This window comes from Bifidobacterium adolescentis ATCC 15703 (assembly GCF_000010425.1).
Taxonomy (GTDB): domain Bacteria; phylum Actinomycetota; class Actinomycetes; order Actinomycetales; family Bifidobacteriaceae; genus Bifidobacterium; species Bifidobacterium adolescentis.
Map to the genome: position 1 here is coordinate 930,240 of NC_008618.1, position 13,046 is coordinate 943,285.

A 13,046-nucleotide genomic window follows, 5' to 3' on the forward strand; every position below is an offset into this window, starting at 1 on the left:
TGCCATATGGTTATCACATATACGGATGAAAAGAAATTCACCAAGGAACAGACCCAGCGACTGTTTCTTTCAGTCGGCTGGGTGTCCGGTCAATATCCTGAACGGTTGCATAAGGCGTTGATGGGGTCATCCACCGTATTCAGCGCATGGGATGGCGAACGTCTGGTGGGTCTGGTGCGAGTGCTTGATGACACGGAGATGGTGGCATACATGCACTATGTGCTGGTCGATCCTGAATACCAAGGGCGCGGCATTGCCGGACATCTTGTCGGCATGGTCAAGCAGCGGTACCACGATTACCTGTATATCGAGGTTATGCCTGAGGAAAGCAAGAATGCCACGTTCTATGAGAAGCATGGATTCCATATTATGGAGGATGGCGTCGCCATGCAGATATGCAATCCGGGAGAACGGCACTGACGGAACGGGCATCGGGCATGTCTTGAGAACTTCGGGCGGTGAGGGGCGCCATCTTTCGCCGGAGGCGTTTCCATTACCGCTTATATTTTTTGGGGTTCGGCTGTCAGATCTTGAATGAACGACGGATGAATCCGTATACGGTGTCCCAGTAGCGTTTCGGATCCACGGCGGAGCTTTCCATATGATCGGCGTCCGGAACCAGCAGACGTTCGCGGTCGATGCTGGAGCAGGCGTTGTAGTTCATGTCGAGGAAACGTGGGCTGACCATGCGGTCCTTTCCTCCATGGATGAACAGCATCGGAATGACCGTATGCCGCAATGACGGTATGCAGGACGCTTCGGTGAAATCATAGCCGGCACGGCGCTTGCAGATCAGACCCGCCGCGTCCACACATGCCGAGGCGAGAAGCTTTGGCATGTGGAACATGCCTCGCGCGCTGTCTATGAATTCCATGCGGGCGGAAGTGTATCCGCTTTCGGCGATTGCCGCGATGACATTGCGTGGCAGTTCCGGCGTGCCGGTCGTCATCATCACCGTCGTGGCTCCCATGGATCCTCCGAATAGGAGAATGCGTGCTTGATCGTCGCTATCCACAATCAGCCGTATCCAATCAAGCAGATCATTGCGCTCCAACCATCCCATGCCTACATATCGTCCTTCGCTCAGATCCTGGGCCCGTTGGGATGGTGTGAGGACGGTGAAGCCCATGCGGGCATAGCGGTGTGCCCATTTGGCTTGTTCTTCAGGGGCTCCGGTATAGCCATGCACGCAGATGGCATATATATGCGGCGTCGGGTCGATGCAATCCGGATCGAAGAGCCAGCCATGCAGCTTAAGCCCATCGCGGCTGGTGATGGATACCGGCTGTTTCGTTTCGGAAAACCATTGCCCGGCCTCTTTGGCCTCGCCTTGGTTCATCTTTCCCTCGCGATCCGGAGCGATCAGCGCCTGATGGAAAATGGAATGCTTCCACTGCGTGTCGATGGCAAAGCGGAACAGCATATGTGCTGACGCCGCGAGCAATCCCGTCGCTGCGACGGTCGTGACGCCAGTCGCGAGCTGAATGTTGCGGATGAGCGCGGAATGGTCATGCGTCGTTGCCATTTTCTGATTCCTTACCACTGGTTGGTGCTTGTCTGACTACGATTGTACGTGGGTTTGCGCATAGTCCGCGTTTTATGCACCTTGCTCCTCTGATTGCAGGGAAATGTCAGCGGCACCATGTATACTAGATAACTGTTGTCTTGGCGAGGGAGGTTCCGCCTCCGTTATCGACTTGGCGTATGATATGAAACTCCTTGGGTTTTCTATGCGGCTCGTCGGTGCGCCGAAACATAAGAACGATGTATCAAGGAGATATTGATTATGGCTACCACCATCACTCTTGAAGGTGCTGCTCGTACCGAGTTCGGCAAGGGCGCTGCCCGCCGCATGCGCGTCGCGAACCTCATCCCGGCCACCGTTTACGCGGGTGGCGAGGATCCGACCTTCGTGCAGCTGCCGATGAAGGAGACCACTCTGGCTCTGCGTCACACCAACGCCCTGTTCACCATCAAGTATGGTGACGAGACCAAGATGGCCGTTGTCAAGGACGTCCAGCGCAACCCGGTGAAGCGCATCGTCGAGCATGTCGATTTCTACGAGGTCAAGGCCGGCGAGAAGATCGACGTCGAGGTGCCGGTGTTCGTTGAGGGTACTCCGAAGGGCGCTGCCGTCGCGTTCGTCGACATCCAGGAGCTCAAGGTCCGCGCCGATGTGGCCAACCTGCCGGAGAAGATCGTGGTCAACGTTGATGGCCTGACCGATGGTTCCAAGGTCTTCGCCAAGGACGTTGTGCTGCCGGAAGGCGTCGTACTCGATGTCGAGGATCCGGAAGAATCCGTCGTCACCGTCGAGGTGCCGGAAGATGCCGCACCGGTTGAGGCCGCTCCGGCTGCTGACGCCGCTGCCGCTCCGGCTGCTGACGCTGAGTGAGATCGTTGCTCAAGCTGATTTGATTCCGATATGCCTGCCATATCGGTAGTACAAGGTCCCTGTGTGTGAAAACACGTGGGGACCTTTGCGTTTCCTTATGTTTCTTGCTATCTCATATCGCGAACGCCGGTTATCGAAAGCGTTTATGGTGTGAGAAAGTACATACCAGAACCCGGCGCCACAAGCGCCGGAGACCAATAACCGCTGGCCGCCTTTGGGTGGCTGATGCAACTAGAAGAAGTAAAGAATGACTGAACAGAATCATCACGATCCGGCGGAGCTTGACAAGCTCGCTGAGAAGTTCACCGTGCTCCCGAACGACAATCCGGCATCCGACGCCAAGCGCGCCGAACTCATCGACAAGCCGGCCTTCGGTCAGGTCTTCTCCGACAATATGGCCCACATGACCTGGACCAAGGGTGAAGGCTGGTCCGACCGTCGCATCGAGCCGTACGCGCCGCTGAAGATGGATCCGGGCGCATCTGTTCTGCATTACGCCCAGGAATGCTTCGAAGGTCTGAAGGCCTACCGTCACGCCGACGGCTCCACCTGGCTGTTCCGCCCGGACGCGAACGCCGAGCGTTTCCAGAACTCCGCCAAGCGCCTGTACCTGCCGGAACTGCCGATCGACGACTTCATCGGCTCTGTCGCGGCACTGGTCAAGCGTGATGTGAACTGGGTTCCGTCCCGTCGCGAATACACGCTGTACATGCGTCCGTTCATGTTCGCTTCCGAGCCGTTCCTTGGTGTGCGCGCTCCGCAGGAAGTGGATTATTGCGTGATCGCCTCCCCGTCCGGCCCGTACTTCCCGGGCGGCGTGAAGCCGGTCAGCATCTGGGTCGAGGACAAGTGGTTCCGCACCGGCCCTGGCGGCACTGGCTTCGCCAAGTGCGGCGGCAACTACGCAGCCTCTCTGCTCGGTGAATACACCGGCATCGACCATGGCTGCCAGCAGGTGTGCTTCGTCGACGCCGCCACCAAGACCTACCTGGAGGAGCTTGGCGGCATGAACATGATGGTCGTGCACAAGGACGGCCACGTGGAAACCCCGTCCCTGACCGGCAACATCCTGCCGGGCGTGACCCGCCGCTCCCTGATCCAGCTCATCCAGGACAACGGCCACGATGTGGTCGAGACCATGATCGCCCTGGATCAGCTGCTTGAGGACATCAAGTCCGGCGAAGTCACCGAGGTGTTCGCCTGCGGTACCGCCGCCATCATCACCCCGATCGGTCGCTTCAAGTCCGAGAAGTTCGATGTGACCGTCGCCGACGGCGGTTCCGGCGAGTTCACCCTCGCACTGCGCAACCAGCTGCTCGGCATCCAGCTTGGCGAGATCGAAGACCCACACAACTGGATGTGGAAGGTCTGCTGATTTTCCCGTTAGCGATTATTAGCTGACATATAGCTGTAATGGCCGCCGGAGGGTGGCGCGTGCTTCAGGCCAAGTTCACATGGTCTGACAATGTACGTGCCGCCCTCCGGCTCTTTTATTGCAGCTCTTGCCCCATATTGTGCTATTTTTAACAGCTGGTTGGAAAAGAAATATGTGAGGGAAGGGGAGTGGCCATGGAAGTGGCGCTGGAAAGCAACGGCTTCTTCATAGGTATCGAATATCTGGCGACCTTCTGCTGCGGCATGGTCGGCGGGCTCGCCGCCGTACGCAAAGGCTATGATATTTTTGCGATTCTTGTCACCACATGGCTCACCGCATTGGGTGGCGGCATCATTCGTGATGTGCTGCTCGGAGCGCTTCCTCCCGCAGGCGTCTCCGACAAAGGGCTGGTGATCACCGCACTGCTCGCAGCTGTGGCCGTAGCCATCATTTATCCCGAAGTCGACAAGCTCAAATGGTCCATGCTGTCATTGGACGCGCTGGCATTGGGCCTTTACGCCGTCAACGGCACATCCAAAGCCATGATGTACCACATGTCCGGCACCACGGCAGTGTTCCTGGGCATGTTCACGGCACTTGGCGGCGGACTCATCCGTGACATGCTCATCAACGAGGTGCCCATGGTGATCCGCGACAAGCATTGGTACGCGGTGCCTTCAGCCGTTGGATGCGTATTGACGGTACTCGTATGTAAAGGAGTGAACGAGGGAATCGTCAGTTTTCCCGCCGAAGTCGTGCTTGATGTGCTGATTGTAGTGCTGGTGGTGGCCATGCGGCTTATCTCCGTGTTTTTCGACATTCAATTGCCGGGGGCTTTGGCCAGGCATAACACCTACCTGCCGAGCGAAGCCAAATATCTCAAACGTCCGGTCATCCATCCCGATCGGAATGATGACGATATCAAGCGTAAGTGAGCATTTTCAACAGAGCACGAAATGTAAAAAAGAAGAAGCCCCGCAGGTTTTCCTGCGGGGCTTCTTACAAGCTGTGAGTTACGAAAACTCAGAGAGCGTTGATGGCCACAGCGAGACCGGACTTGCGGTTGGCAGCCTGGTTCTTGTGGATCACGCCAGCGCCGGCGGCCTTGTCGAGCTTCTGGGCTGCGACCTTGTAGGCGGCTTCGGCGGCGGCCTTATCGCCAGCGGCGATGGCTTCGCGGGTGGCGCGAACGGCAGTCTTCAGGCTGGACTTCACGGCCACGTTACGCTTGTGCGCCTTCTCGTTGGTGAGAACGCGCTTCTTCTGCGACTTGATGTTTGCCACTATTTCTCCAAACGACGTTTGCTATAAGGACATACAAACGATGATGATAACATGGCACGCGGATAAATCGCCAATGCGTATAAGAGTGTCGCGGAAGGACATGCCGACACTACCAGTTAGAATCGTTTGCGTCGAATATTTCCAGAGGAGGATGGCGTGGGGCAGCAGCATAATCAGCCCGGGTACACCGATCAGTCGTTGATCCGCAACTTTTGCATCATCGCGCATATCGATCACGGCAAATCAACGGTGGCGGACCGTATTCTGCAGTTGAGTGGCATCGTGCCGGAGCGCGAGATGCGCGATCGCTTCCTCGACCGCATGGATATCGAGCAGGAACGCGGCATCACCATCAAATCGCAGGCCGTGCGCGTGCCGTGGACGGTTGACGGCACCGAATACACACTCGGCATGATTGATACCCCCGGCCATGTGGACTTCACATACGAGGTGTCCCGAGCGTTGGCCGCATGCGAGGGTGCGGTGCTGCTTGTCGACGCCACGCAGGGCATTGAAGCGCAGACGCTGTCCAACCTGTATATGGCCATCGACCATGATCTGGCCATCATCCCCGTGCTCAACAAAATCGACCTGCCCAGCGCCGAACCCGACAAGCATGCCGAGGAAATCGCCGGCCTGATTGGTTGTGACCCGTCCGACGTGTTGCGCGTCTCCGGCAAAACCGGAGAAGGCGTCGCCGAACTGCTCGACCGTATCGTCGCCGAAGTGCCCGCGCCGACGGGCAATCCGGACGCGCCTGCCCGCGCGCTCATTTTCGACTCCGTATACGACTCCTATCGTGGCATCGTCACTTACATTCGTATGGTCGACGGTGAACTGAAATCGCGCGAGAAGCTGCACATGATGGGTATCGGCATGACGCATGACCCCATCGAAATCGGCGTGATCAGCCCCGACATGATGCCCACCAAGGCGCTTGGCGCAGGAGAGGTCGGCTATGTGATCACCGGAGCGAAAGACGTCAGCCAGTCCAAGGTGGGCGACACCATCACCTCCGCCATAAATCCGGCTACCGAGCCGCTCGAAGGCTACCGTGATCCGCAACCAATGGTCTACGCCGGCCTGTTCCCAATCGACAACGCGCAATATCCGGAACTGCGCGAGGCGCTTGACAAGCTCAAGCTCAACGACGCGGCCCTCATCTACGAACCGGAAACCTCCGTGGCGTTGGGCTTCGGCTTTCGTTGCGGCTTCCTGGGCTTGCTGCACATGGAGATCGTCACCGAACGTTTGAGCCGCGAATTCGACCTTGACCTGATCTCCACCGCGCCGAACGTGCCGTACGAGGTCACCGCGGAAGACAATTCCGTGCATCGCGTCACCAATCCGAGCGAATTCCCCGAAGGCAAGATCAAGAAGATCGTCGAACCGATGGTTGCCGCCGACATCATCACGCCGAAGGATTTCATCGGTGCGGTGATGGACCTGTGCCAAGACCACCGTGGCCAGATGGGCACCATGGAATACATTTCCGCCGACCGTGTGGAAATGCATTACCGTATTCCACTCGCCGAAATCGTCTTCGACTTCTTCGACCAACTGAAGAGCCGTACCAAGGGGTATGCGTCGCTCGACTACCACGAGGATGGCGAACAGTCCGCCGATCTGGTGAAGGTCGACATCCTTATTCAAGGCGAGAAAGTCGATGCGTTCAGCGCCATCGTGCACCGTGACAAGGCGTACAGCTATGGCGTGATGATGACCAAGAAGCTGCGTGAGCTCATTCCGCGTCAGCAGTTCGAGATTCCCATCCAGGCTGCCATCGGTTCTCGAATCATCGCACGCGAAACCATCCGCGCCCTGCGCAAGGACGTGCTCGCCAAGTGTTACGGCGGCGACATCTCCCGTAAGCGTAAGCTGCTCGAAAAGCAGAAGGCCGGCAAGAAGCGTATGAAGATGCTCGGCCATGTGGAAGTGCCGCAGGAGGCGTTCATCGCAGCCCTGTCCACCGGCGAAGCGGGCAACGACCGCGACACCAAGGACAAGATTCGCGCCGCGCAGAAGTCCGAAGGCTGAGCCTTTCGTGACGTTCGAAATCTACATTCATGTTCCGTTTTGCTTACGTCGCTGCGGCTATTGCGACTTCAACACCTACACGGCCGTGGACATGGGCGCGGGCGCGTCACGCGGCAACTACGCGAACATGGTTATCCGCGAAATGGCGATTGTCCGCGATTGGCAGACAACGCACGGTATCAACGAGCCGAAGGTGGCAACCGTCTTCTTCGGCGGCGGTACGCCGACCACACTCAAGGCAAGCGATTTGGTCGCCATGCTGGATGCGGTACGCGCCACATGGGGCATCGCCGATGACGCGGAAATCACCACCGAAGCGAATCCCGACACGGTGAATGCCGACTATGTGAAAGAACTCGCAGACGGCGGTTTCAATCGTATTTCCTTCGGCATGCAATCCGCGGTACCGCATGTGCTTGCAACGCTCGACCGTACGCATACGCCGGAAAACGTCGCTGCCGGAATCGCAGCGGCCAATGCAGCAGGCATGCGTTCCAGCGTCGATCTGATCTACGGCGCGCCGGGGGAGAGCCTTGACGATTGGCGCACATCCGTCCGCACCGCCATCGATTTGGGCGTCAACCATATTTCCGCATATGCGCTCACCATCGCGCCGAATACGAAAATGGGACGACGGATCGCGGCGGGCACGTTGTCGAGACCGGACGATGACGACGAAGCGAACAAATACGAAATCGCCGACACGATGTTCACCGAAGCCGGCCTCGAATGGTATGAGATTAGCAATTGGGCTCGTCCTGGATACGAGTCGCAACACAACCTTGGCTATTGGAGGAACGTCGATTGGGCCGGTCTCGGTCCCGGTGCGCATTCGCATTATGGCGATTGCGAAGACGGCAAAGGATTGCGCTCCTGGGATATCGCGCATCCGCGATTGTGGGGCACCGCCATCAATGAGGGCAATGTGCCATGGGCCGGCAGTGAACGCATCACTGCCGACGAGGACATCGAAGAGACCATCATGTTGGGCCTGCGCATTCGTGAAGGACTCGACACCAGACAATTCAGCCACTTGATTCCTGAGCAAAAATGGATTGAGCTTGAGCACGACGGGCTGATCACAATGCTTGATGGCCGCGCCATACCCACTTTGCGAGGCCGACTGCTCAACGACACCATCATCACGGAGCTGTTGGAAACACTGGACTGACCGGGTTAATGAGCATAAGTGAAGTGCGTGCGCATGAGCATGACATGCGAAGTATGCGTTCATGGGCTAAATCCTCTGCGAGGCATTGACAAAAATAGCCATTCGTTATATGGACACGTGCAACGTTGCCGACATAATGGCGCGGTATTCTAAACCACGCATTAAAGAACCGCAAGACTTTTCTTGCCCAAAAACATTGAAGGTGGTTTCGGTGACTTTCCACGCCCCGTTAGATCTGACGATCCATGATTCCCAAGGTATGTACGATCCTGGAGCCGAGCATGACGCTTGCGGCGTGGGTATGGTCACCACCCTCAACAAGCGTCCGGAACGCAAGATCGTCGATGACGCCATCGAGGTGCTGGTCAATCTGAACCATCGTGGTGCCGTGGGCGCCGAGGAGAACACGGGCGACGGCGCAGGCATTCTCATGAGTATGCCTGACGAATTCATGCGTGCCACCGCCGGTGTGGAGCTTCCTGAAGAAGGCCATTACGCCGCGGGCATCGCCTTCTTGGATCGCGACATCGCCACTTCCGGCCAGCAGGAGCAGGCCATTTCCAAGATCGTGCGCGAAGAGGGCCTCGAAGTGCTCGCATGGCGCGTCGTACCCACCAATCCGGACGGACTCGGCCTGCAGTCGTTGGCCAGCATGCCGGCGTTCAAGACGCTGGTCGTGGCCGATCCGGAAGGCGAACTCGGTGGCATCGAGCTCGATCGCAAGACCTTCCGCATCCGCAAGCGTGTGGAACATGAGGTGGGCATCTACTTCGCGTCCCTGTCCGCACGCACCATCACCTACAAGGGCATGCTCACCACCATGCAGCTCAAGCCCTTCTTCCTGGACCTGTCCGACGAGCGCATGAAGGCGAAAATCGCCATCGTGCATTCCCGCTTCTCCACCAACACGTTCCCAAGCTGGCCGCTGGCACAGCCGTTCCGCCAGCTGGCGCACAACGGCGAGATCAACACCATCCAAGGCAACCGCAACTGGCTGTCCGCACGTGAAGGCCGACTGAGTTCCGAACTGCTCGGTGAATTCAAGCCGCTGCTGCCGATCGCCACCTCCGGCTATTCCGATTCCGGCACTTTCGACGAATGCCTCGAACTGCTGCACCTCGCCGGCCGTTCCATGCCGCACGCCATCTCCATGATGCTGCCGCCGGCATGGGAGAACAACGACCAGCTCGATCCGGACGTCAAGGCTTTCTACGAATACAACAACACGCTGATCGAACCATGGGATGGCCCGGCGCACATCATCTTCACCGACGGCACCCAGGTCGGCGCACTGCTCGACCGCAACGGCTTCCGCCCGGGACGTTGGCAGGTCACCGATGACGGCTACGTCGTGCTCGCGTCCGAAACCGGTGTGCTGCCGGAAGTCGCCGAGGAGCATATCGTCACCAAGGGCCGTCTGGAACCGGGCAAGATGTTCCTCGTCGACACCGACGAGGGTCGCATCATCCCCGACGAGGAAATCAAGAAGACTCTTGCCAGCCAGCACCCCTACCGCAAGTGGGTGGAAGGCAACTCCGTGGAATTGAGTCAGCTGCCCAAGCGCGAGCACGTCAACCACTCCGGTCAGTCCGTGCAGCGTCGTCAGCGCGCCTTCGGCTACACCGAGGAAGATCTGAAGCTGCTGCTCGCCCCAATGGCCAACACCGGCAAGGAGCCGCTCGGCTCCATGGGCAACGATACGCCGCTCGCCGCGCTGTCCAAGCACAGCCGCATGCTGTTCGATTACTTCACCCAGAAGTTCGCGCAAGTCACCAACCCGCCGCTCGACTGGGAACGTGAGAAGATCGTGACCAGCCTCGAATCCGCCATCGGTCCCGAGCCGAACCTGCTGGCCGATTCCGAACTGCACGCCAAGAAGATCCTCATCCCGCTGCCGGTGCTCAACTCCGACGAGATGGCACAGCTCAAGCGCCTCGACCGCGCCAAGATTCTCGGTGGCTATTACAAGCCGTTCATCGTCAAGGGCCTTTACCAGGTGGCCGGCGGCGGACAGGCACTGAAGGACCGTCTTGACGAGATCTTCCAGGAGATCGACGAGGCGATTGAGAACGGTGCCAACTTCCTGGTGCTGTCCGACCGCGATTCCAACTATGCGTGGGGTCCGATTCCATCGTTGCTGCTCACTTCCGCAGTGCAGCACCATCTGCTGCGCCGCCACACGCGTACGCAGATCTCCATGGTGGTCGAAGCCGGCGATGTACGCGAAATCCACCATGTGGCACTGCTGATCGCCTATGGCGCTGCCGCGGTGAACCCGTATCTGGCATTCGAATCCGTCGAAGACCTCTCCCGCAAGGGCTACCTCAAGGTCGACGCGGAAACCGCCGTGAAGAACCTGACCCGCGCGCTGTCCACCGGCGTGCTCAAGATCATGGCCAAGATGGGTGTCTCCACCATCATGAGCTACCGTGGCGCGCAGCTGTTCGAAGCGGTCGGCCTCAACAAGGACGTCATCGACGAGTACTTCACCGGCACCACGTCCCGTGTGGGCGGCGTCGGCCTCGACGAGCTCGCCGAGGAAGTCGCCAGCCGCCATCGCGTGGCGTATCCGACCCAATGGACCGCCCGCCCGCACCGCAACCTGCGTACCGGCGGCGACTACAAGTGGCGTCGTACCGGCGAGGACCATCTGAACGATCCGGAAGCCATCTTCCTGCTGCAGCAGTCCACCCAGCGCGGCGACTACAACCTGTTCAAGAAGTACTCGAACCACATCAACGACACCTCCAACCGTCTGATGACGCTGCGTGGCCTGATGAAGTTCAAGTCCACTCGCAAGCCGATCGACATTTCCGAAGTCGAGCCGGCCAGCGAAATCGTCAAGCGTTTCTCCACCGGCGCCATGAGCTACGGCTCCATCTCCCAGGAGGCGCATGAGACGCTCGCCATTGCCATGAACACGATTGGCGCACGCTCCAACTCCGGTGAAGGCGGCGAATCCGAGGATCGTATCAACGATCCGCTGCGCTACAGCAAGATCAAGCAGATTGCTTCGGCCCGCTTCGGTGTGACCAGCGACTATCTGGTGCATGCCACCGACCTGCAGATCAAGCTCGCCCAGGGCGCGAAGCCTGGCGAAGGTGGCCACCTGCCGGGAGCCAAGGTTCCGCCGTGGATCGCCAAGGTACGTCACGCCACCCCGGGCGTGGAGCTCATCTCCCCACCGCCGCACCACGACATCTACTCCATTGAGGATCTGAAGCAGCTGATCAACGATGCGAAGATGGCCAATCCGAAGGCCCGCATCCACGTCAAGCTCGTCTCCGAATTCGGCGTCGGCACCATCGCTGCCGGCGTGGCCAAGTGCCATGCCGATGTGGTGCTGATTTCCGGCTATGACGGCGGCACCGGCGCGGCTCCGCTCAACGCCATCAAGCATGCCGGCACCCCGTGGGAGATCGGCCTGTCCGAAACCCAGCAGACGCTGGTTCTGAACGGCCTGCGTTCCCGCATCACCGTGCAGTGCGACGGCGAGCTCAAGACCGGTCGCGACGTGGTGATCGCCGCGCTGCTTGGCGCCGAGGAATTCGGCTTCGCCACCGCCGCGCTGATCGTCGAAGGCTGCGTCATGATGCGCGCCTGCCAGAAGAACACCTGCCCGCAGGGTATCGCCACCCAGGATCCGGAGCTCCGAGCACGCTTCAAGGGCAAGCCGGAACATGTCGTCAACTTCTTCATGTTCATCGCCGAGGAAGTCCGCGAACTGCTCGCGCAGCTCGGCTTCCGCACGCTGGAAGAGGCCGTCGGCCATGTCGAATGCCTCGACCAGGACGAAGCCATCAAGCGTTGGAAGTCCGACGGCATCGACCTGAGCAACGTGCTCATGCAGCCGGGTCCGGTTCCGGGAACCATCCTGCACAAGACGATCGATCAGAACCATGAGCTCGACAAGGCGCTCGACAACAAGCTCATCGAGCTTGCCCAGCCAGCCCTTGACAAGAAGGAGCCCGTGCGTATCGAAATGCCGATCCGCAACGTGTACCGTACGCTCGGCACCATGCTCGGCTATGAGATCACCAAGCGTTACGGCGAGGAAGGTCTGCCGGACGACACCATCGGCATGACGTTCCATGGTGCCGGCGGCCAGTCCATTGGCGCGTTCATTCCGCGTGGCGAAACCATCCGCGTCTACGGCGAAGTCAACGACTACGCGGGTAAGGGCCTGTCCGGCGGCCGCATGGTGGTCCGTCCAGAGGACGGCATCACCTTCGATCCGCACGAGAACGTGATCGCAGGCAATGTCACCGGCTTCGGCGCGACTTCCGGCCAAATGTTCGTGGCCGGCCGCGCAGGCGAACGTTTCGCCGTACGTAACGGCGGCGCCACCTTCGTGGTGGAAGGCGTGGGCGACCACGGCTGCGAATACATGACCGGCGGTACGGTCGTGATTCTCGGCTCCACCGGCCGTAACCTCGGCGCGGGCTTCTCCGGCGGCAACGTGTACGTGCTCGACCTCGACATGAAGCAGGTCAACCCGGCGGCCGCCACCAACGGCGCGCTGCTGTTCGAGCCGCTTGACGCCGATGCCGACAAGCTGGTGCACGGTCTCGTCAAGCAGCATGCCGAAGAGACCGGCTCCGCCTTCGCGAAGGCCCTGCTTGACGACTGGGAAAACAGCGCCAAGCGATTCACCCACATCGTTCCGAAGCACTTCCTCGCCATGCAGAAGGCGATGAAGGAAGCCGAGGAGAAGAACATCGATTTCAATACGCCCGGCGTCTGGGAACAGGTGTACGAGCAGGTTATGGAAGGAGCGCGCTGAC

At 59.2% G+C, this 13,046-nt stretch carries 9 protein-coding genes; 7 read left to right on the forward strand and 2 right to left on the reverse strand.

The features are described 5' to 3' along the window. The first annotated feature begins 6 nt into the window (after positions 1 to 6). Entirely contained in the window at positions 7 to 420 is a 414-nt protein-coding gene (locus BAD_RS03950; RefSeq protein ID WP_003809404.1) for a GNAT family N-acetyltransferase, read from the forward strand. A gap of 103 nt (positions 421 to 523) precedes the next feature. Here BAD_RS03950 and BAD_RS03955 read toward each other — a convergent pair whose 3' ends face one another. Then, a complete protein-coding gene (locus BAD_RS03955) occupies positions 524 to 1,525 on the reverse strand; it encodes an alpha/beta hydrolase (RefSeq protein WP_011743144.1) in 1,002 nt (333 codons plus the stop codon). 261 nt (positions 1,526 to 1,786) lie between these two features. Here BAD_RS03955 and BAD_RS03960 point away from each other — a divergent pair, with 261 nt between their 5' ends. From BAD_RS03960 to BAD_RS03970, 3 genes are all read left to right on the forward strand, one after another. Beyond that, the gene (locus tag BAD_RS03960) at positions 1,787 to 2,395 is read left to right on the forward strand and encodes a 50S ribosomal protein L25/general stress protein Ctc (protein WP_033499439.1); all 609 of its coding nucleotides are present in this window, start codon (positions 1,787 to 1,789) and stop codon (positions 2,393 to 2,395) included. 247 nt (positions 2,396 to 2,642) lie between these two features. Further along, positions 2,643 to 3,770, forward strand: coding sequence for a branched-chain amino acid aminotransferase (locus BAD_RS03965; RefSeq protein WP_003809399.1), 1,128 nt, complete (start codon positions 2,643 to 2,645; stop codon positions 3,768 to 3,770). Positions 3,771 to 3,964: 194 nt separating this feature from the next. Beyond that, complete coding sequence (locus BAD_RS03970) at positions 3,965 to 4,705, forward strand: trimeric intracellular cation channel family protein (RefSeq protein ID WP_041777293.1); 741 nt, start codon at positions 3,965 to 3,967, stop codon at positions 4,703 to 4,705. Positions 4,706 to 4,793: 88 nt separating this feature from the next. Here the strand turns inward: BAD_RS03970 and rpsT are convergent, their stop codons facing one another. Beyond that, a complete protein-coding gene (gene rpsT, locus BAD_RS03975; RefSeq protein ID WP_003809394.1) occupies positions 4,794 to 5,054 on the reverse strand; it encodes a 30S ribosomal protein S20 in 261 nt (86 codons plus the stop codon). Between the two features lie 156 nt (positions 5,055 to 5,210). Here rpsT and lepA point away from each other — a divergent pair, with 156 nt between their 5' ends. The 3 genes from lepA to gltB all read left to right on the forward strand — a co-directional run bounded on the left by lepA (position 5,211) and on the right by gltB (position 13,045). After that, positions 5,211 to 7,091: a translation elongation factor 4 gene (gene lepA / locus BAD_RS03980; RefSeq protein ID WP_041777294.1), complete on the forward strand. Its 1,881-nt coding sequence runs from the start codon at positions 5,211 to 5,213 to the stop codon at positions 7,089 to 7,091. Between the two features lie 7 nt (positions 7,092 to 7,098). Beyond that, complete coding sequence (hemW, locus tag BAD_RS03985) at positions 7,099 to 8,262, forward strand: radical SAM family heme chaperone HemW (protein WP_011743148.1); 1,164 nt, start codon at positions 7,099 to 7,101, stop codon at positions 8,260 to 8,262. A gap of 211 nt (positions 8,263 to 8,473) precedes the next feature. After that, positions 8,474 to 13,045 carry a glutamate synthase large subunit gene (gene gltB / locus BAD_RS03990; RefSeq protein ID WP_041777295.1) on the forward strand — a complete coding sequence of 1,524 codons (4,572 nt, stop codon included), beginning with the start codon at positions 8,474 to 8,476 and terminating at the stop codon, positions 13,043 to 13,045. Position 13,046 lies beyond the last annotated feature (1 nt).